This window comes from Nocardioides sp. REDSEA-S30_B4, assembly GCF_001627265.1.
Classification (GTDB): domain Bacteria; phylum Actinomycetota; class Actinomycetes; order Propionibacteriales; family Nocardioidaceae; genus Nocardioides.
Genome location: NZ_LUPI01000051.1, coordinates 1 through 19,427, shown reverse-complemented (window position 1 = coordinate 19,427; position 19,427 = coordinate 1). Strand labels below are relative to the sequence as shown.

At 70.8% G+C, this 19,427-nt stretch carries 20 protein-coding genes, 1 tRNA gene and 3 pseudogenes; 8 read left to right on the top strand and 16 right to left on the bottom strand.

Annotation, left to right across the window (positions count from 1 at the left end; genetic code table 11):
• Positions 1–187 (bottom strand): annotated as a pseudogene (locus tag A6R01_RS11135) (alpha/beta hydrolase); the annotation flags it as partial.
• Positions 188–367: 180 nt separating this feature from the next.
• On the opposite strand from A6R01_RS11135, the gene A6R01_RS11130 reads away from it, so the two are divergent.
• The 5 genes and pseudogenes from A6R01_RS11130 to A6R01_RS11110 all read left to right on the top strand — a co-directional run bounded on the left by A6R01_RS11130 (position 368) and on the right by A6R01_RS11110 (position 5,955).
• Positions 368–724, top strand: coding sequence for a phosphomannose isomerase type II C-terminal cupin domain (locus A6R01_RS11130; protein WP_292605826.1), 357 nt, complete (start codon positions 368–370; stop codon positions 722–724).
• Positions 725–827: 103 nt separating this feature from the next.
• Positions 828–2,894: pseudogene (locus A6R01_RS11125) on the top strand (RNA degradosome polyphosphate kinase); the annotation flags it as partial.
• Complete coding sequence (locus A6R01_RS11120; RefSeq protein ID WP_292605831.1) at positions 2,886–3,623, top strand: DUF47 family protein; 738 nt, start codon at positions 2,886–2,888, stop codon at positions 3,621–3,623. The pseudogene A6R01_RS11125 and the gene A6R01_RS11120, both read left to right, overlap by 9 nt.
• 31 nt (positions 3,624–3,654) lie before the next feature.
• Positions 3,655–4,656, top strand: a complete 1,002-nt coding sequence (locus A6R01_RS11115; protein ID WP_292605824.1) for an inorganic phosphate transporter — start codon at positions 3,655–3,657, stop codon at positions 4,654–4,656.
• A 201-nt stretch (positions 4,657–4,857) separates the two neighbouring features.
• Entirely contained in the window at positions 4,858–5,955 is a 1,098-nt protein-coding gene (locus A6R01_RS11110) for a hypothetical protein (protein ID WP_292605822.1), read from the top strand.
• A 99-nt stretch (positions 5,956–6,054) separates the two neighbouring features.
• Here A6R01_RS11110 and pstB read toward each other — a convergent pair whose 3' ends face one another.
• From pstB to A6R01_RS11080, 6 genes and pseudogenes are all read right to left on the bottom strand, one after another.
• Positions 6,055–6,834, bottom strand: a complete 780-nt coding sequence (gene pstB / locus A6R01_RS11105) for a phosphate ABC transporter ATP-binding protein PstB (protein WP_292605820.1) — start codon at positions 6,832–6,834, stop codon at positions 6,055–6,057.
• Positions 6,835–6,884: 50 nt separating this feature from the next.
• Positions 6,885–7,994 (bottom strand): phosphate ABC transporter permease PstA, encoded by a 1,110-nt coding sequence (gene pstA / locus A6R01_RS11100; RefSeq protein WP_292605818.1) that lies wholly within the window; start codon positions 7,992–7,994, stop codon positions 6,885–6,887.
• 17 nt (positions 7,995–8,011) lie between these two features.
• Positions 8,012–8,965: a phosphate ABC transporter permease subunit PstC gene (pstC, locus tag A6R01_RS11095; RefSeq protein ID WP_292605816.1), complete on the bottom strand. Its 954-nt coding sequence runs from the start codon at positions 8,963–8,965 to the stop codon at positions 8,012–8,014.
• A gap of 104 nt (positions 8,966–9,069) precedes the next feature.
• A complete protein-coding gene (locus A6R01_RS11090) occupies positions 9,070–10,173 on the bottom strand; it encodes a phosphate ABC transporter substrate-binding protein PstS (RefSeq protein WP_292605814.1) in 1,104 nt (367 codons plus the stop codon).
• 174 nt (positions 10,174–10,347) lie between these two features.
• A complete protein-coding gene (locus A6R01_RS11085; protein ID WP_292605830.1) occupies positions 10,348–10,830 on the bottom strand; it encodes a histidine phosphatase family protein in 483 nt (160 codons plus the stop codon).
• Between the two features lie 54 nt (positions 10,831–10,884).
• Positions 10,885–11,187 (bottom strand): annotated as a pseudogene (locus tag A6R01_RS11080) (NUDIX hydrolase); the annotation flags it as partial.
• 53 nt (positions 11,188–11,240) lie between these two features.
• Between A6R01_RS11080 and A6R01_RS11075 the strand changes: the two are divergent.
• The gene (locus A6R01_RS11075; RefSeq protein WP_292605812.1) at positions 11,241–12,116 is read left to right on the top strand and encodes a hypothetical protein; all 876 of its coding nucleotides are present in this window, start codon (positions 11,241–11,243) and stop codon (positions 12,114–12,116) included.
• Between the two features lie 155 nt (positions 12,117–12,271).
• Here the strand turns inward: A6R01_RS11075 and A6R01_RS11070 are convergent, their stop codons facing one another.
• From A6R01_RS11070 to A6R01_RS11050, 5 genes are all read right to left on the bottom strand, one after another.
• The gene (locus tag A6R01_RS11070; RefSeq protein WP_292605810.1) at positions 12,272–14,476 is read right to left on the bottom strand and encodes a cation-translocating P-type ATPase; all 2,205 of its coding nucleotides are present in this window, start codon (positions 14,474–14,476) and stop codon (positions 12,272–12,274) included.
• The gene (locus A6R01_RS11065) at positions 14,473–14,679 is read right to left on the bottom strand and encodes a heavy metal-associated domain-containing protein (RefSeq protein ID WP_292605808.1); all 207 of its coding nucleotides are present in this window, start codon (positions 14,677–14,679) and stop codon (positions 14,473–14,475) included. The genes A6R01_RS11070 and A6R01_RS11065 overlap by 4 nt, the downstream gene beginning before the upstream one ends.
• 45 nt (positions 14,680–14,724) lie before the next feature.
• The gene (locus A6R01_RS11060) at positions 14,725–15,024 is read right to left on the bottom strand and encodes a metal-sensitive transcriptional regulator (protein WP_292605806.1); all 300 of its coding nucleotides are present in this window, start codon (positions 15,022–15,024) and stop codon (positions 14,725–14,727) included.
• Positions 15,025–15,084: 60 nt separating this feature from the next.
• Positions 15,085–15,249 (bottom strand): hypothetical protein, encoded by a 165-nt coding sequence (locus tag A6R01_RS11055; protein WP_292605805.1) that lies wholly within the window; start codon positions 15,247–15,249, stop codon positions 15,085–15,087.
• 259 nt (positions 15,250–15,508) lie between these two features.
• Positions 15,509–15,712, bottom strand: coding sequence for a cold-shock protein (locus A6R01_RS11050; protein ID WP_179532232.1), 204 nt, complete (start codon positions 15,710–15,712; stop codon positions 15,509–15,511).
• Positions 15,713–16,101: 389 nt separating this feature from the next.
• On the opposite strand from A6R01_RS11050, the gene A6R01_RS11045 reads away from it, so the two are divergent.
• A tRNA-Lys gene (locus A6R01_RS11045) sits at positions 16,102–16,174 on the top strand.
• Between the two features lie 104 nt (positions 16,175–16,278).
• On the opposite strand, the gene A6R01_RS11040 is transcribed toward A6R01_RS11045, so the two are convergent.
• The 3 genes from A6R01_RS11040 to A6R01_RS11030 form a co-directional block, all read right to left on the bottom strand.
• Positions 16,279–16,926, bottom strand: a complete 648-nt coding sequence (locus tag A6R01_RS11040) for a response regulator transcription factor (protein WP_292605803.1) — start codon at positions 16,924–16,926, stop codon at positions 16,279–16,281.
• Between the two features lie 177 nt (positions 16,927–17,103).
• Complete coding sequence (locus A6R01_RS11035; RefSeq protein ID WP_292605801.1) at positions 17,104–17,787, bottom strand: response regulator transcription factor; 684 nt, start codon at positions 17,785–17,787, stop codon at positions 17,104–17,106.
• A gap of 2 nt (positions 17,788–17,789) precedes the next feature.
• Positions 17,790–18,062, bottom strand: coding sequence for a Rho termination factor N-terminal domain-containing protein (locus tag A6R01_RS11030; protein ID WP_292605799.1), 273 nt, complete (start codon positions 18,060–18,062; stop codon positions 17,790–17,792).
• A 195-nt stretch (positions 18,063–18,257) separates the two neighbouring features.
• Here A6R01_RS11030 and A6R01_RS11025 point away from each other — a divergent pair, with 195 nt between their 5' ends.
• Positions 18,258–18,863, top strand: a complete 606-nt coding sequence (locus A6R01_RS11025) for a TetR family transcriptional regulator (RefSeq protein WP_292605797.1) — start codon at positions 18,258–18,260, stop codon at positions 18,861–18,863.
• On the opposite strand, the gene A6R01_RS11020 is transcribed toward A6R01_RS11025, so the two are convergent.
• Positions 18,860–19,427 (bottom strand): hypothetical protein (locus tag A6R01_RS11020; protein WP_292605795.1); only part of this gene is annotated, 568 nt, incomplete at its 5' end. The two genes, A6R01_RS11025 and A6R01_RS11020, sit on opposite strands and share 4 nt — an antisense overlap.

The window sequence follows — 19,427 nt, the reverse complement described above, 5'->3', positions numbered from 1 at the left end:
TCTCCACCGCGGGGAGGCGGGCGGCCTTCTTCAGCCGCAGCATCAGCTGCAGGTCGGTGGCGAGGGTGTCGCCGTCGAGCTCGACGGGCTTGCCGGCCAGGCGGCGCTGGAGGCCCTCGGGCAGGCCGAGGACGGTGGTGAGCAGGCGCCGCTCGACGGCGTCGCGGGCACGGGTCAGGGCAGTCACCTACCGGAGAGTAGTCAAGCGGCGTACGTCTGGGGAGGGGTCTCGCTGCTGGCCCTGCTTCCACAGCGTCGCCGGATTGTGGATCGATTGAGGATCAGCGCAGGACCGGTTGTGTATCCCGATCTCTAGCGTCGGAAGGGACGAGCGGCGGAGGGCTGCTCCTGATCGTTGGGGGACGACATGCACGACTTCGAGATCCGGCCGTGGGGCGAGTGGCACGTGCTGGACGCCGGCGAGGGGTTCAAGGTCAAGCGGATCGAGGTCAACCCGGGTCAGCGGCTGAGCTACCAGACCCACGAGCACCGCGCCGAGAACTGGGTCGTCGCCGCCGGCACCTGCACCGCGGTCATCGACGGCGAGACCGTCGTGGCGACCGCCGGCGAGTCGATCTTCGTCGAGCTCGGTCAGCCGCACCGGATCACCAACATGCACGACGAGATCCTCGTGATCATCGAGGTCCAGCTCGGCGCCTACACCGGCGAGGACGACATCTGCCGGCTCGAGGACGACTACGGGCGGGCCCCCGCCACCGTCTGAGACCGGCGGGACGGAGGGGTGCTCGGGACCCCGCCGTACAGCGCGTCCCGTGGCCGCCTCGCAGGTCACCCTGCGTTCACCCGACGGTGACAGGATGGGCGGCATGTCCGCCGAGATCGTGCCCACCCGGGAAGAGGGAGTCTCCGACGCGGCCCCGGAGGAGCCGTTCGACATCGAGCCGCCCTACGTGCCCGACCACGAGGTGCTGGCCGAGGTCGAGGCCTTCGAGGAGCGCTTCCTGGACCGCGAGCTGTCGTGGCTGCGGTTCAACCAGCGGGTGCTCGAGCTGGCCGAGGACCCCGAGATCCCGCTGCTGGAGCGGGTGCGGTTCCTGGCGATCTTCACCAGCAACCTCGATGAGTTCTTCATGGTCCGCGTCGCGGGCCTCAAGCGCCGGATCGCGGCCGGCGTGGCGGTCAAGGCCGCCTCCGGGCTGATGCCGCGCGAGGTGCTCGAGCAGATCCTCACCGTCACCGGTGAGCTCAGCCAGCGCCAGGCGCAGCTGTTCAACGACGAGATCGTCCCCGCGCTCAGCGGCGAGGGCATCGAGCTGGTCCGGTGGGCCGACCTGGACCGCAACGAGCAGAAGCAGTGCAAGCGGATGTTCAAGGAGCGGATCTTCCCGGTCCTCACCCCGCTGGCCGTCGACCCGGCGCACCCGTTCCCCTACATCTCCGGCCTCTCGCTCAACCTCGCGGTGCTGATCCGCAACCCCAAGAGCGACAAGCAGCACTTCGCGCGCGTGAAGGTGCCGCCGATCTTCAGCCGCTTCGTGCCGCTGGGCGACCAGCGCTTCGTGCCGCTCGAGGACGTCATCGCCGAGCACCTCAACCGGCTCTTCCCCGGCATGGAGATCCAGCAGGTGCACTCCTTCCGGGTCACCCGCAACGAGGACCTCGAGGTCGAGGAGGACGACGCCGAGAACCTCCTCGCCGCCCTGGAGAAGGAGCTGCTGCGCCGCCGCTTCGGCCCCCCGGTGCGCCTCGAGGTCGAGGAGTCCATCGACCCCGCCGTCCTCGAGCTGCTCGTCGGCGAGCTCGGCGTCAGCGAGGACGAGGTCTACCGGCTCCCCGGCCCGCTGGACCTTCGCGGCCTGCACGGCATCGCCGACCTCTCGCGCGAGGAGCTGAAGTACCCCGCGTTCCTCCCCTCCACCCACCACCGCCTCGCCGAGGTGGAGTCGGCAGCACCCGTCGACGTCTTCAAGGCCGCGCGCCGCAACGACGTGCTGCTGCACCACCCCTACGACTCGTTCTCCACCTCGGTGCAGCGCTTCATCGAGCAGGCCGCCGCCGACCCGCACGTGCTGGCGATCAAGCAGACGCTCTACCGCACCTCCGGCGACTCCCCCATCATCGACGCCCTCATCGACGCCGCCGAGGCCGGCAAGCAGGTCCTGGTGATCGTCGAGATCAAGGCCCGCTTCGACGAGCAGGCCAACATCCGCTGGGCGCGCAAGCTCGAGCAGGCCGGCTGCCACGTCGTGTACGGCGTCGTCGGGCTCAAGACCCACTGCAAGCTGGCCATGGTCGTCCGCGACGAGGGCGATCACCATGGCATCCGCCGCTACGCCCACATCGGCACCGGCAACTACAACCCCAAGACCTCCCGGATGTACGAGGACCTCGGGCTGATCACCACCGACGAGCGGGTCACCGAGGACGTCGCGCACCTGTTCAACAACCTGTCGGGCTGGTCGCGCAACGCGTCGTACGCCGAGCTGCTGGTCGCCCCGGACTCGGTGCGCTCCGGGCTCATCGAGCAGGTCCACACCGAGATCGCCCACCACAAGGCCGGCCGCCCCGCGCGCATCCGGCTCAAGGCCAACTCGGTCGTCGACGAGGCCCTCATCGACTCCCTCTACCTCGCCTCGCGCGAGGGTGTCCCGGTCGAGCTGCTGGTGCGCGGCATCTGCGCACTGCGCCCCGGCGTACCCGGCCTGTCGGACCACATCACCGTGCGGTCGGTGCTGGGGCGCTTCCTCGAGCACAGCCGGATCTTCTGGTTCGAGAACGGCGGCGACCCGCAGGCCTGGATCGGCTCGGCCGACATGATGCACCGCAACCTCGACCGCCGCGTCGAGGTGCTGGTGCGGCTGCCCGACGCCGACTCGGTCGCCGAGGTCGGCGAGCTGCTCGACCTCGCGTTCGCCGACGACACGATGGCCTGGCCCGGGCGGGCGCCCGCTCCGCGCCCGCTAGTCACCGCTCTTTCACCTCCCGGACACCGGGGGCCTACGCTGTTCCGCGGTCCCCCCGTCGTCAGCGCTGAAGAGGTACTCGTGGGCCTGAGATTCCGTCCGGTCGAGAACGCCTTCTACGACCAGTTCGCCCAGTCCGCGGCGCACCTGGTCACCGGTGCCTCGCTGCTGGCCGACATGTTCACCGTCGGCGCGGACCGTGAGGGCATCGCGATGGCGATGCGCGACGCCGAGCACGCCGCCGACGAGACCACCCACGAGATCGTGCGGACGGTGAACTCGACCTTCATCACGCCCTTCGACCGCGAGGACATCTACGCGCTCGCCGCGGGCCTCGACGACGTCATGGACCTGATGGACGAGGTCGTCGACATGCTGCTGCTCTACGAGGTCAAGGAGCTGCCCGCGGGGCTGTCGGAGCAGGTCGACCTGATCCGCCGCTGCGCCGAGGTCACCGCCGACGCGATGCCGCGGCTGCGGACGATGAAGGAGCTCTCGGAGTACTGGATCGAGATCAACCGCCTCGAGAACGCCGGCGACAAGAACCACCGGCGTCTGCGGGCGCACCTGTTCTCCGGCGAGTACAAGGCGATGGAGGTCCTCAAGCTCAAGGACATCGCCGAGACCCTCGAGGCCGCGATCGACGCCTTCGAGAAGGTCGCGAACACCGTCGAGCAGATCGCCGTCAAGGAGTCCTGAGCGTGGACCTCCTGGCTGTGGGGGCCTGCTGATGGAGCTGGCGATCATCATCGCCGTCGTCGTCGTGGCCCTGGTCTTCGACTACACCAACGGCTTCCACGACGCCGCCAACGCGATCGCGACCTCGGTCTCGACGCGCGCGCTGACGCCCCGGGTGGCGCTGGCGATGGCCGCGATCATGAACTTCGTCGGCGCCTTCCTCGGGCAGAAGGTCGCCACCACCGTCTCCGACACCATCGACCCCGGCACGGGCTCGCACGCCCTCGTGATCGTGATGGCCGGCCTGCTCGGCGCGATCGCGTGGAACCTCATCACCTGGTGGTACGGCCTGCCGTCCTCCTCCTCCCACGCCCTCATCGGTGGGCTCGTCGGCGCCGCACTGGCCGCCGGCGCCAGCGCCGACTGGGGCGTGGTCGTGGGCAAGGTCGTCATCCCGATGCTGCTCTCGCCGCTGGTCGCCTTCTCCCTCGGGTTCCTCGTGATGGTCGCGATCATGTGGACCTTCCGCCGCGCCAACCCCACGCGCGCGCAGCGCGGCTTCAAGGTCGCGCAGAGCGTCTCCGCCGCCGCCATGGCCCTGGGCCACGGCCTGCAGGACGCCCAGAAGACGATGGGCGTGATCTTCCTGGCCCTGCTCGCCGGCGGGTACGTCGCCGACGGCGACCCGCTGCCGTGCTGGGTGATCTTCGCCGCCGCGGCCGCCATCTCCGCCGGCACCTGGGCTGGTGGCTGGCGCATCATGCGCACCCTCGGGCGCCGCATCATCCACCTCGACCCGGCCCGCGGGTTCGCCTCGGAGTCGGTCGCGGCGTCGGTGCTGTACACGACGGCGTACGTCTTCGAGGCGCCGATCTCCACCACCCACACCATCACCTCCGCCGTCATGGGCGCCGGCGCCACCAAGCGGTTCTCCGCCGTGCGCTGGGGGGTCGCCCGCTCGATCGTCACCGCCTGGGTGCTCACGTTCCCGATGGCGGGTGGGGCTGCGGCGCTGGTGTACGTCGCGTGTCGGTACGTGTTCCAGCTGCCGTAGGGGGCGGCTCGGGTTACTCCGAATCCCTTTTCCTGCTTACTGCGCAGTAAGCAGGAAATCGAATGCGTCGTAACCCGATCCTCGAGGCAACCAGGACCCGTCCGGGCCGATCATGATCCACAGCCCCTCTCGGGACGCCCCTGTCCCCAGGCGGCAGTCGGGCGCGTCTGAGCTGGTCTCGGGCGGGTCAGTCTCGTTTCCATGAGGACGACTCGGACCCGCACCAGCACTCCCACCAACATCACGCGATCCCAGGTGCTGCCCATCCCGTGGCATCCCGGTCGCCCCGGGCTCGAACAGGCGCACCGGCTCGACCCCCTCGGGCAGAAGGGGCCGACGAAGGGGCAGTCTCAGACGAAGAGCTGGCGAGCGGTCGCCCCCGGGTGGTTCCGACCTGCCGGCGAACCGGCATCGGTCGAGCAGCGCATCGTCGAGGCGTCCTACCGGGTCCCGGGCAGCGGAAGGATCACCGGGTGGGCCGCGCTGCGCTGGCTCGGCGGTCGGTGGTTCGACGGCACCGGGCCCGACGGGTCGACCCTCGACGTGCCGGTCACCATGGTGACCGCTCACCGCAGCCACACCCCAGGCGTCCGCTACACCAAGGAACGCCTCAGGCCCGATGAGCTGACCACGAGCGACGGGCTGACGGTCACCACGGCCGTCAGGTCGGTGATGTTCGAGGCTCGCCACGCCGACTGCCTCGCTGACGCCGTCATCGCGATGGACATGGCCTGCTTCAACGACCTGGTGTCCCTGGCCGAGATCAGCAAGGCCGTCGACGAGAGCAAGGCGTGGACCGGCATCCAGCAGGCGCGTGACGCGTTGTCGCTCGCATCCGAGAACGCCTGGTCACCCGCCGAGGTCGCCTTCCGCCTCCTGTGGACCGAGGTCGCGGAGCTCGGCCCGGTCGTGTGCAACGCACCGATCTTCGACCTCAACGGCCGACACCTGCTGACGCCCGACCTGTTCGACCCCGTCGCCGGTGTGGTCGGGGAGTACCAGGGCGCTCACCACTTCGAGCGCAGCCAGCGCCGCCGCGACATCACACGCGAGACGCTGCTGCGCGACCACGGGCTGGAGTACGTCGAGCGTGTGGCCGGCGAGGAGACGACCAGGTTCCTGATCCGGCTGCGCTCGGCGTACGCGCGGGCCGCCCGGCTGCCCGCGGACCACCGCCGGTTCACCCTGACGCCGCCGCCCTCGTGGATCGAGACCGAGACCGTGGCTCAACGCCGAGCGTTGCTCCCGCACCAACGAGCCTCACTGCTCGCCCACCGCGGGCTCGACTCGGCCGCGTGACCGGGGGCCTGCGGGCCGCCCCATCGGGTTACGACGCATTCGATTTCCTGCTTACTGCGCAGTAAGCAGGAAAAGGGATTCGTCGTAACCCGGTTCCGCTCAGCCGAAGCGACCCGAGATGTAGGCCTCGGTGGCGTCGTTGTCGGGGTTGGTGAACATCTTCTTGGTCGGGTTGAACTCGACCAGCTGGCCCGGCTCACCGGTGGCCTTGAGGTTGAAGAAGCCGGTGTCGTCGGAGACGCGTGCGGCCTGCTGCATGTTGTGGGTGACGATGACGATCGTGTACTCGGACTTCAGCTCGTGGATGAGGTCCTCGATCGCGGAGGTCGAGATCGGGTCGAGCGCGGAGCACGGCTCGTCCATCAGCAGCACCTGCGGGCGCACGGCGATGGCGCGGGCGATGCACAGGCGCTGCTGCTGACCACCGGAGAGGCCCATGCCGGGGCGGCCGAGGCGGTCCTTGACCTCGTTCCAGAGGTTGGCGCCCTTCAGCGAGCGCTCGACGATGTCGTCGGCCTCGGACTTCTTCATCTTCTTGGCGTTGAGGCGGTTGCCCGCGAGCACGTTGTCGTAGATCGACATCGTGGGGAACGGGTTGGGCCGCTGGAAGACCATGCCGATCTGGCGCCGCACGGCCACCGGGTCGATCGAGGGGTCGTAGAGCGACTGGCCGTCGACGACGACCTTGCCCTCGACGCGGGCGCCGGGGATGACCTCGTGCATGCGGTTGAGGGTGCGCAGCACGGTGGACTTGCCGCAGCCCGAGGGACCGATGAACGCGGTCACCTGGCGGGCCTTGATGGTCATGTTGACCCCGGAGACCGCGAGGAAGTCGCCGTAGTAGATGTTGAGGTCGGAGACGTCGATGCTCTTCGCCATGGTGGTTCAGGCTCCTTGGTGGGTCGGGTCGCTGGGTCGGATCATGGGTCTCAGCGACCCGTCTTGGGGCTGAAGAAGCTGCCGACCACACGGGCCAGCAGGTTCAGCAGCATCACGATGATGATGAGGACGAGCGCCGCACCCCAGGCGCGCTCGATCTGGGCGGCGAGGTACTCCGGCTTGGCCCCGCCCTTGGTCGCCTCGGAGAAGATCAGTACCGGCAGGGTCTGCATGGCCCCGTCGAACGGGTTGGTGTTGATGCTGCGCAGCGTGCCGGCGATCAGCAGCAGCGGCGCGGTCTCGCCGGCGACGCGGGCCACGGCCAGCGTGGCGCCGGTGATGATGCCGCCGAGCGCGGTGGGCAGGACGACCTTGGTGATCATCCGCCACTTGGGTACGCCGAGGGCGTAGGCACCCTCGCGCAGCTCGTCGGGCACCAGCTTGAGCATCTCCTCGGTGGAGCGCACCACGATCGGGATCATCAGCACCGACAGCGCGATCGAGCCGCCGATCGCGATGCGGGGCAGCGGCCCGAGCAGCAGCGTGAACAGCGCCAGCGCGAAGAGACCGGCCACGATCGACGGGATGCCGGTCATGACGTCGACGAGGAAGGTGAGGACCCGCGCGACGCGGTTCCCCTTGCCGTACTCGACGAGGTAGACCGCGGCCATGATGCCGACCGGCACCGAGATCAGCGTCGCGACCAGCGTGATGATCGCGGTGCCGATGATGGCGTGCAGGATGCCGCCGCCGACGCCGATGACACCGGACTGGTCGGAGGTGAGGAACTCGACGGTCAGGGCGGGGGCACCGCGCTCGATGACGGTCCAGCTGACCGCGACCAGCGGCATCATCGCGACCGCGAAGGTCGTCCACACCATGGTGGTGATGAGGCGGTCGGTGGCCTTGCGGCGGCCCTCGACGGCGTTGGCCCAGGCGGGCATGCCGAGCACGAAGAAGACCCAGCCGAGCACGACCCAGCCGGCGACCGGCCACTCCATGAACAGCGAGATCAGGCCGGACAGGCCCCACGCCACGGCGGCGGCCAGCGGCACCGCGATCGCGGGCAGCTGCGGCTTGGTCAGCGGGACGTGCGAGGAGAGGTCGCTCGAGGGGTCGGTGTGGAACGGCTCGTGGGTGTCGTGAGGCGTCTGCGTCATGTCCGTGTCCTCCCCGCTCATGCCTTGACCTGGCCGCGGGCGGCGAGCCAGCGTCCGAGGAAGTTGACGGCGAACGTCACCACGAACAGCACCAGGCCGCCCGCGATCAGCACGTTGGTCTTGGTGCCGGAGGCGTTGGCGTAGTTGAGCGCGATGTTGGCGGCGATCGTGGAGGGGTTCTGCGAGGAGATCAGGTTGATCGTGACCACCCCGGCGGCCGAGAGGACCATCGCGACGGCCATCGTCTCGCCGAGCGCACGACCCAGGCCGAGCATGACCGCGGACGTGATGCCCGAGCGGCTGTAGGGGAAGACCGCCATCCGGATCATCTCCCAGCGTGTCGCACCCAGGGCCAGGGCAGCCTCCTGGTGCATCACCGGGGTCTGCAGGAAGACCTCGCGGCACAGCGCGGTGATGATCGGCAGCGCCATCACGGCCAGCACCACGCCGGCGGTGAGGATCGTGCGGCCGGTGGTGACCGGGCCCTCGAAGAAGGGCAGGAAGCCCAGGTTGTCGTGCAGCCAGTCGTAGACCGGGAACACCCAGCCCTGCAGCGTCTCGCGGCCCCAGAGGCCGTAGACGACCGAGGGCACCGCGGCGAGCAGGTCGATGAGGTAGCCGAGGAACCGGGCGATGCGACGCGGCGCGTAGTGGCTGATCACCAGCGCGACACCGATCGCCAGCGGCGTGGCGATGATCAGCGCGATGATCGCGGCGAGGATGGTGCCGAAGAGGAGCGGCCAGATGTAGACGACGATGTTGTCGGCGCCGTACGCCTGCTCGCCCGAGGCGCCGATCGCGGGGATCGACTGCAGCACCAGGAAGATCGCCACGCCGGCCAGCGCCAGCATGATGAGCATCCCGGCCCCCGTGGCGAGCCCGCGGAAGATCGAGTCACCGGCGCGACTGACCCGCTCCGGTGCGTGGTCGGTCGGCGGGACCGGCGGAGCCGGCTCCTGGGTGGTGGTCAACGGATCTCCCTCTCCTGCATCTGTCGACTGCTCGCGCCGAAGGCCCCGGGCCCGCCACGGGGGCGGCCGGGGCCTCCGACGCTATCGGTTCTGCCTGTGATCCGTCAGCCGGCCGAGATCTGGTCGACGATCTCGCGAGCCTGGTCACGCAGCGACTCCGAGAGGGGCGCCGAGCCGGCCTCCTCCGAGCCGATGGCCTGGCCGTCGTCGCTGAGGATGTAGGAGGCGAACGCCTTGGCGAAGTCCGCGTCCTCCTGGTTGTCGTAGGTCGGGCAGGCCAGGAGGTACGACGTCAGCACGATCGGGTAGGTGCCCGACTCGGCGGTGGTGTAGTCGAGCTCGAAGATCAGCTGGTTGTCGCTGGCGCCCTCGACCTTCTCGGAGACCTCGAGGATCTTCGCGGCGGCCTCGGCGGTGGGGGCGACGAACTCGTCACCGACACCGACGTTGGCGACACCGAGGCCACCGGCCTGGCTGGCGTCGGCGTACCCGATGGCGTTGACGCCGTCACGGACCTCGGTCACGACGCCGGAGGTGCCCTGGGCGCCGGTGCCGCCGTAGGAGCTCGGCCACGACTCGAAGACGCCCTCGTCCCACGCGTCGCCGACGGCGGTGGTGAGGTAGAGGGTGAAGTTCTCGGTGGTGCCCGACTCGTCGGAGCGGTGCACGGCGTTGATCGGGGCGCTCGGGAGGTCGGCGTCGGGGTTGTCGGCCGCGATCTCCTTGGCGTCCCACTGCTTGATCTCGCCGGAGAAGATGCCGGCGATGGTCTCGGGGGACAGGTTGAGCTCGTCCACGCCGTCGACGTTGAAGACCAGCGCGATCGGGGAGATGTAGCTCGGGAACTCCAGCACGTCCTCGCCGCCGCAACGCTCGATGGCGGCGTCGAGCTCGCCCTCGTCGTTGTCGAGGTAGGCGTCGGAGCCGGCCAGCGGGTAGCCGCCCGCGACGAAGTTCTCACGGCCGCCGCCCGAGCCGATGGGCTCGTAGGTGACCTCGGCCTCGGGCTGGACGTCGGTGAAGCCGACCGACCAGGCCGTCATGGCGGCCTCCTGGGTCGAGGCGCCGCCGATCGTGTACTGGCCGGAGAGCGACACGCCGTCGGCGCCGTCGGTGCCGTCCTCGTCGGAGGAACCGCAGGCGGTCAGGGCGAGGGCCAGGGCGGCGACGCCGGGCAGGACCGCGCGACGGAGAGTGGGGGTCTTCACGAGTGTGACTCCTGATAGGTCTTCATGGGGGTGACGTCGAGGACGCTAAGCAGCCGAAGTGACGCGATCCGGGGCCGTCGGTGAACGAGGGGTGAACCCTCGTCACCGAGTGGATGGCCTCGGCGCGCACGTGAGAGGTACGCCACGTGAACAAGCCCGGGCGATCTTGACTGCTCAGCCGACGAGGTGCTTCTCCGTGGCGACCACGCGCCCCTTGCGCAGGTGCACCACGAGCATCTCCCCCGGCTCCAGCTTCGGGTCGGGCACACCGAGGGCCGCGAAGACCGTCGGCAGCACCGGGCGGTGGCTGCACAGCAGCGTCCCGCGCCTGGTCGAGTCGCACTCCGCGGCGACCTCGCGCACGACGCGGGTGGTGCGCTCGGGGTCCGAGCACTCCTCGGCGAGCTCCTTGCGGCGCTCGACGTCGAGGCCCACGGTCTCCACGTACGGCGCCACGGTCTGCAGGCAGCGCGTCGAGCCCGACGACACGACCCGCCCGACGTCGTACGCCGCGAGGACGGGGACCAGCCGGAACGCCTCGTCCCGACCGCCGGTCAGCAGCGGTCGCAGCCGGTCGTCGCCCCGCCAGGCCTTGCGGGAGCGCGCGTGGGCGTGACGCAGGACGACCAGCGCGGTGGTGGGCTTGCGCAGCCGCACGGCGTCCTCGAGCAGCGCCTGGTCACGGGTGTAGGTCAGCAGCCCGGCCGCCTCGTCGCGGTCGACCCAGGCGACGCGGTCGATCTCGTCGTTGGGCTCGTACGCCGACACGTCGTCGTCCCCGACGGCGCGACCCTGCCAGTAGTGCACGGTCTTCATCCGGCCGTTGTTCGGGTAGCGCATGGTCGCCAGCGGCGGACCCAGCCGCACGTGCAGCCCGGTCTCCTCCGCCACCTCCCGCACCGCGGCGGTCGTGGGGTGCTCGCGGGGGTCGAGCTTGCCCTTGGGAAAGGACCAGTCGTCGTACTTCTGCCGGTGCACCAGCAGCACCTTGCGCCCGGGTCGGAACACGACCGCACCGGCGGCGACGACGTCGGCGGCGGCGCTACACCTTCACCGACTGGGCCGCGGTGCGCGCGGAGGTGGGCGCCTCGGCCTCCGAGGGCGACCTGGCCGAGCTGCTCGACGCCGGCTTCGACGCCGACCTGACCGCCGCCTCCGGCCTGGTGGACAGCGCGCCGCTGCTGTCGGCGGAGTTCGGCTGGTCCCCCGCGACCATCGACTGGGAGCTGCTGGCGCAGTCACCCGAGGGCGCGGTCGAGATCGTCTCGCTGGGCGGGGTGTCCCCCGACGCGGTCACCGACCGGCTGGAGGCGCTGGGCTACCAGCGCCCCGACGAGGACGACGGCGTGTGGGTCGGCGGCACCGAGCTGCTGGCCGGGATCTCCGGCCGCACCGGTCTGCGGGCCACCCCGACGTTGCAGTACGTCGCCGTGCGCGACGGCCTGCTCTGGGCCGGCGACCGCCAGCCCTACCTCGAGACGGCCCTCGCCGGCGGCGAAGGCCCTTCCGGCGCGGTCGCCGACCTCGCGGACTCCTTCACCGAGTCCCCCGCCGCCGCGGTCGTCTACACCGCCGACCACGCCTGCGAGGCGCTGTCGATGCGCCAGGCCGACGACACCGACCGCGCCACCGGCGACCAGCTGCTCGCGCGGGCCGGCAAGATCAACCCGGTCACCGCGTTCGCGATGGGCCTGCTGCCCGGGGGCGGGGCCGAGGTGCTGCTCGGCTTCGAGAACGACGACCAGGCCCGCACCAACGCCGACACCCGCGCGGTCCTCGCCGCCGGCCCCGGGCCGGGCCAGGGCGGCGACTTCTCGGACCGGTTCGCGGTCGACGAGGTCACCGCCGAGGGGACGCTGGTGCGGATGGTGCTGGAGCCCGAGCCCGGCGCGTTCGTGCTCTCGGACCTGTCGTCGGGGCCGGTGCTGTTCGCCACCTGCTGAGCCACCCCGGTGGTCGAGCAGCGCCTCGCTGGCGCTCGTCGCTGCTCGACCACCCGGGGGCGCCGTTCGCTGGTCGAGGTGCGAGGCGCGCCAGCGCCGAGCCACGAGACCCGGCGAGGTCTCGTGGCTCGCTGCGCTCGCACCTCGACCAGCGACTACCGGAACGCGCGCAGCCGCAGGCTGTTGCCGACGACGACCAGCGACGAGGCGGCCATGGCTCCGCCGGCCAGCATCGGGCTGAGCAGCCCGGCGACGGCGACCGGCAGCGCGGCGACGTTGTAGGCGAACGCCCAGAACAGGTTGGCCCGGATGGTGGCCAGGGTGCGGCGCGACAGGCGTACGGCGGTGGCAGCGCCCCGCAGGTCGCCGGAGACCAGGGTCAGGTCCGAGGCCTCCATCGCCACGTCGGTGCCCGTGCCGAGCGCGATGCCCAGGTCGGAGGCGGCCAGGGCAGCGGCGTCGTTGACGCCGTCGCCGACCATAGCGACGACCCGGCCCTCGGCCTGCAGTCGGCGCACCTCGGCGAGCTTGTCGGCCGGCAGCACGTCGGCGACGACCCGGTCGATGCCGACCTCGTGGGCCACCGCCCGGGCGGCCCGCTCGTGGTCGCCGGTGAGCAGCACCGGCTCGAGGCCCAGCTCGCGCAGCAGGGCGACCGCCTCGGCGGAGGTCTTCTTCACGGTGTCGGCGACCACCAGCACCCCGCGGGCGCGGCCGTCCCAGCCGACCAGCACCGGGGTTCCGCCGGTCCCCCGCGCCGTCTCCAGCGCGCCGGTGACGTCGTCCCCGACGGCGAGTCCCTCCCGCTCCAGCAGCGCCGCCTTCCCGACGACCACACGCTCCCCGTCGACCTCGCCGGTCACGCCGAGGCCCTCGTGGTTGACGAAGTCGCGGACCTCGACTCGCCCGCCGGTCCAGGCGTCCGCGATGGCGCGGGCGATCGGGTGCTCGGAGGCGGACTCGAGGGCGGCCGCGCGGCGGCGTACGTCCTCCTCGTCGGCGTCGAGCGCGACCACGTCGACCAGGGACATCCGGCCGGTCGTGACCGTCCCGGTCTTGTCGAGCACGACGGTGTCGACCCGTCGGGTCTGCTCGAGCACCTCCGGGCCGCGGATGAGGACCCCGAGCTGCGCGCCGCGCCCGGTGCCGACCATCAGCGCGGTGGGCGTGGCCAGCCCGAGGGCGCAGGGACAGGCGATCACGAGGACCGAGACGGCTGCCGAGAGCGCGACCGTCCAGCCCTCGCCGGCGACCAGCCAGGCGACCACCGTGAGCGCTGCGAGAGCGACCACGACCGGCACGAAGACCGAGGAGACCCGGTCGGCCAGCCGCTGGACCTCCGCCTTGCCCTGCTGGGCCTCCTCGACCAGTCGGGCCATCTGCGCCAGGGCCGTGTCCGACCCGACCCGGGTGGTGCGCACCACCAGGCGCCCGGAGGTGTTGACGCAGCCGCCGGTGACCTCGTCGCCGGGACGAACGTCGACGGGCACCGGCTCGCCGGTGAGCATCGACGCGTCCACGGCCGAGGCGCCGGACTCGACGACCCCGTCGGCGGCGATCCGTTCACCGGGGCGCACGACCACGAGCTCGTCGGGGCCGAGCTCCTCGGCGGTGACGCGCACCTCCTGCCCGTCGCGCAGCACGGTCGCCTCGGCCGCCGAGAGGGCCAGCAGGGCACGCAGCGCGGCACCGGCGCGACGCTTGGCGCGCTTCTCGGTCCAGCGGCCGGCCAGCAGGAACGTCGTGACCCCGGCGGCCACCTCGAGGTAGATCATCGAGAGGCCGTCGCCGCGCTCGGCGGTCCAGGAGAACCCGTGGGTCATCCCGAGGTGACCGGCGTCGCCGACGGTCAGCGCGACGACCGACCAGGTGTAGGCGGCGGTCACGCCCATGGAGACCAGGGTGTCCATGGTGACCGCGCCGTGGCGCAGGTTGGTCACGGCCGCGCGGTGGAACGGCCAGGCCGCCCAGGTCGCGACCGGGGTCGCCAGGAGCAGCGACCACCACTGCCAGCCGGTCAGCTGCAGGGCGGGCACCATCGCCAGCGCGATGACAGGGGCCGAGAGCGCGGCCGCGACGGCCAGGCGACGGCGCAGGGCTGCCACCTCCCGGTCGGCCACCGCGTCGTCGTCGGCCTGCGGGCGCGGCAGCTCAGCGGCGTACCCGGCCGCAGCGACGGTCTCGAGCAGCACGTCGGTGCCGAGGCCGGCGGGGAAGACGACGTGGGCCTTCTCGGTGGCGTAGTTGACCGAGGCCTCCACGCCGTCGAGCTTGTTGAGCTTGCGCTCGATGCGGTGCGCGCAGGAGGCGCAGGTCATCCCGGTGACGGCGAGGTCGACCACGTGGGTCTGGACGCTCATGCCAGCTGGTAGCCGGCCTCACCCACGGCGCCCTCGACGGCCTCGCGGGTGAGCGGCTCGACGCTGGTGACGACGACCTCGCCGGTCTCCAGGGTGACCGCGACGTCCTCGACGCCCGGGACCTCCTGCAGCTCCTCGGTGACCGAGGCGACGCAGTGGCCGCAGGTCATGCCGGTGACGGTCCAGGTGCTGGTGGTGCTCATGTGCTCTCTCCTCGTGCAGTCAGGCGTGTGGGTGGGCCCGGGGCCTCAGGAACGGACCAGGCGCGCGATCGCGTCGATGGCTTCGGTGACCTTCTGCTCGGCCTCCTCGTCGGAGGACCGCGCAGCGCTGACCACGCAGTGGCCCAGGTGCTCCTCGAGCAACCCGAGGGAGACCGCGTGCAGGGCCTTCGTCATGGCGGAGACCTGGGTGAGGATGTCGATGCAGTACTGCTCCTCCTCGACCATCCGCTGCAGGCCGCGGGCCTGCCCCTCGATCCGGCGCAGGCGCTTGAGGTAGTCGTCCTTGCGGTGGATGTAGCCGTGCTGGTTCTCGCTCACGGTCATAGGGTACCCCCCTATGGTATCTACGCAAGCGACGGGGACACCGCGCTCAGCCGGGCCCGATCAGGCCCCGGCGCGCGGGTGCGGGACGACGCCGAGGATCGCGTCGATCTCCGCCTGCGAGAGGTGCTCGTCGACCTCGGACGCGGCGATGATGAGGTTGGTGGTCAGCTCGACCTCGCCGAGCAGGTCGGCGTCCTCGAGAGACACGTCGAACTGGTCGTGCACGCTGCCCTCACTCAACCCATGGACGTCCATCGAGCACCAGAGTGCCCGAGGCACCCCCCGGCCAAACCACCCGGTTCCAAAGTGACCCGTCCGGGTGGTGCCGAACCACCCGGGTGGGCCACCCGCCGGTACGGACCACCCCGCGACGTACGCCGGGCGCTGCCGCCGGGGAGCACCGGTCCGGGGACGGCAACGGGGCCCCAGCCGAGCGGCTGGGGCCCCGTCGTGGTCGTCGCGTCAGACGCGACTCACCCGTTGATCAGAGAGGACGGACGTTCTCCGCCTGCGGGCCCTTGGGGCCCGAGGTGACGTCGAACTCGACCTTCTGGTTCTCGTCCAGGGACTTGTAGCCCTGGGTCTGGATCGCCGAGTAGTGCACGAAGACGTCGTCGCCGCCGTCCTCCTGCGCGATGAAGCCGAAACCCTTCTCGGCGTTGAACCACTTCACGGTGCCCTGAGCCATTGTGCTCAATTCTCCTTCGTCGGGGCGAGGACCGTCACTTCGACGGCCCACAACCGGTGCTGGGTGACACGTCGCTCCGACTTGCATGGTCCGGGGACCGTGGGACAAGAAGAAACGCCGTTGGATCACAAACTCCGCGGGCGTCGACCTGCTGGAACTTGCATCGGTTGCGTGCCCGACACTACCGCCTGACTGGATCGTGCAAAGAGTCCGGGCGACCGAATTTCAGAACCTGGGGATGAAGAGTCTGCAACGAGCGTGTGACGCGGCACCACGGCTGAGCCCGCCCAGGACCCGCGCAGGACCCGCGCAGGCGGGCCCACCGGGCGTCCGCGCAGGCACGCACGCCGTCTAGGCTGGCGACGCTCGACCCGTCCGCGGGCGCGCTCGGGCCCCTAGCTCAATGGGCAGAGCAGGAGACTTTTAATCTCTTGGTTGTGGGTTCGAGTCCCACGGGGCCTACCGACCTCCACCCCCCCCACGAGACGGGTCGCTTCCGCCCGGACGCCCAGCGGAATCCTGCAGGGCGTCCAGGCCGCGCTCACCCGTCGGCGAGCAGGGATGGTTCAGCCGCCGACGACGTCGGTCTCCGCGAGCGGTGCCAGGCCGTGCTCCATGCCCCAGGCGACCGCCTGGGCGCGACGGGTCACCTCGATCTTGCGATAGGCCGCACGGATGTAGGTCTTGACCGAGTTGATGGACAGGTAGAGCTGTCCACCGATCTCGGAGTTGGTCAGCCCCTGGGTGACCAACGAGAGGATCTCGGCCTCCCGGGGCGTCAGGTCGTAGTCGCGCTGCGTGCTGCCCCGGATCACCTTCAAGGGGCCCTGGTCACTGGGGATGCGGCGGCTGGGGCCACCGTCACCGCCGTCGTGCAGGCTCTCGATCGCGTTGACGAGGTCGACGGCCGGCAGCGCCTTGGAGAGGTGGGCGGCGAACGAGCCGGTCGCCTGCCCCTCCTTGTCGCGCCAGGAGTAGACCACCGCGGACTTCTGCGAGGCGCGCACGAGGTCGCGCAGCATCGCCTGCGAGGACGGGGTCTGCCGGACCGGCTCGTAGAGGATGACGTCGACGGAGCTGGGCTTGGTCATCGCCGAGCCGAGGTCGAGCAGGGCCACACGGGCGGAGTACGGGGTCAGGAGGCTGCGGACGCCCGCCACCGACACCTCGAAGTTGTCGATGAGGGCCACGCGCACAGGTCGGGAGCCGCTCATTCATCGAACGTAGCCGCCATAGGACCAAATAGCCCGATCGCGGAGGATCGATTTTTGTGAATTCACCCGGAATGATGAGAAATCCACCGACTGTGGAATGTTTGTGGATATTGCGTCGAATGCTTGTCCAGAGAATGTGTGAAATCCGCGTGAGGACGGCCGAGGGACCCCCGCCGGTCACTGACGCGGCGCCGCCACCTCCGCGACCCCACGGGCGGTGTCGGTGCGGCGCGGCTCCGGGGGCAGGAAGCCGTGCTCGAGGCCCCAGCGCACCGCCTGCGAGCGTCGCGAGAGCCCGAGCTTGCGGTAGGCGGTGCGGATGTAGGTCTTCACCGAGTTGATCGAGAGGTAGGACCGCTCGGCGATCTCGGCGTTGGAGAAGCCCTGGGTGATCAGCGCCATCATCTCCGCTTCTCGCGCCGACAGCCCGTGCTCCTGGCCGGGCCAGGCGCCGTGCTCGATGCCGTTGGCACGGTCGCCGGGCAGCACCCGTTCGCCCGAGGCCACCTTCACCACCGCGTCGGCCAGGCCCGCGCCGTCGAGGGTCTTCGACAGGTAGCCGGCCGCCCCGCGGCGCAGCGCCTCGGCCACCAGGGTCGGGTCGAGGTTCCAGCTGAACAGCACGACGGCGGCCCCGGTCATCGAGGCCACCTCCTGCACGTCGAGGACGTTGCCCTGGGCCTGGCTGAAGGTGTCGTAGAGGACGACGTCGCTCTGCCCCATGGCGGGTATCCCGACGGTCGTCTCGACGACACGGACGCGGTCGGCGTACGGCTCGAGCATGCGCGCGACCCCGTTGACCACGATCTCGTAGTCGTTGAGGACCGCCACGCGCACCGGCCCGACGTGGTCGGTGGCCATCCTCAGTGGTTCCTCAGCGCCTCGATCAGCTCGTCCTTGTTCATCGACGAGCGGCCCTCGACCTCGAGCTCGGCGGCACGCTCGTGCAGCTCATCAACCGTCCACTCCTCGTACGACGGCGAGCCACCGCCCCGCTTGCCGACCTGCTCACGGGAGGACCCAGCGGCCGCGTTGGCGATGCGGGCCGCCTTCTCCTTGCTGTTCCCCTCCTCGCGCAGGCGCTCGTAGAGCTCGGGATCCTTGACGCTGGGCCCGGGGGACTTGTCCTGGGGCACGGTCATCACCTCCGATGGGTTCGCGGATCTCCCGATGCTAGGCACACCGCCGGCACCACTCCTCGCCCTCTGGGGTGGGTCCGGTCGCCGGCGTCCGGCGGGGCCACAGCCGGCAGCGAAAGTAAAGAGACCGCTCAGGTCCCGAAGTGCCCCAGAACCCCCTGGGGTATCGCCTCTGCGTGGCACACTGGTGACGTGGACCACTCGGAGTCACGTCCGGCCGGTCGGCCCCGCGACGCCGACGCGGACGACCGCATCATCGACGCTGCCCTGGCGGAGTACGCCGCCCACGGGCGGGCCGGCTACTCCCTCAACGGGGTGGCACGGCGCGCAGGCGTCGGGAAGTCGTCGATCTACCTGCGCTGGCGCGACAAGGAGACGCTGCTGGTCGACGCCGTCCACGCCCGCGCCGACGCCCCCGAGGTCGACACCGGCACCCTCGAGGGCGACCTGCTGGCGGTCTACTCCTGGCTGCTGCAGCACTTCCTCACCGAGGCCGGCTGGGTCGCCGTGCGCATCGCCGTCGACGGCGCCGCCGAGGACGCCACCTGGGCCGCCCCCGAGCGCGTCGGCGCCCAGCACGCCATGGTGCTCAACCAGCTGTGGGCCCGGGCGACGGCCCGCGGCGAGATCCCCGGCCCGGACGACTCCCGGGTCCGGATCGCGACCCGGATGATGTACGGCGACCTGCTGCTGCGCGCGATGGTCGACCGGCCGCAGCTCGCGGCGCTGGACGAGGCCGGGCGGGCCGAGGAGTCGCGCTTCGTGGTCGCGATGCTGCTGCGGATGCTCGGGCGCTAGCCCCGGTCCTTCTTCGTCTTCGCCTTCGTCTTCGACTTCTGGCCGGTCTTCTTCCTCGGCTCCGGGCTCGCGGTGATCGTGGCCGGCGCCGGGGCCCGCAGCTCGAACTGGCTGCTGCGCGGCTCACCGGCCAACGCGGACACCGTCACGTGGTACCACCCCGGCAGCGCCCAGTCGGCCTGACGGCTGCACTCGGCGTCGCTGCGACGCCCACCCCAGGTGAGCTCGGTGGTCGCGACGGTGTCGCGTCGCACGACGAGCTCCCGGCTCGGCACGGCACGGGGGCACTCACGGCTGGTCCAGATCTCGTCGCTGCCCGAGGTCAGCTTCCAGGTGAAGGAGGAGCGCGACAGCTCCCACGTGCAGGCCTCGGCCAGGCGGGTGCGCAGCCGCAGCGTGACGGTCACGGCGCGACCGGCGACGGCGTCGGTGACCTTCGGCCGGACGACGACGTCCTCGGGGGCGCAGCTGCCCTGCGGCTCGGGCAGGGCGGGCTGGGTGGGCTCCTGCTTCTTCTGCTTCTTCTGATCCTTCGTGGTCTGCGCCGTGCTCTCGGCGGTCGGC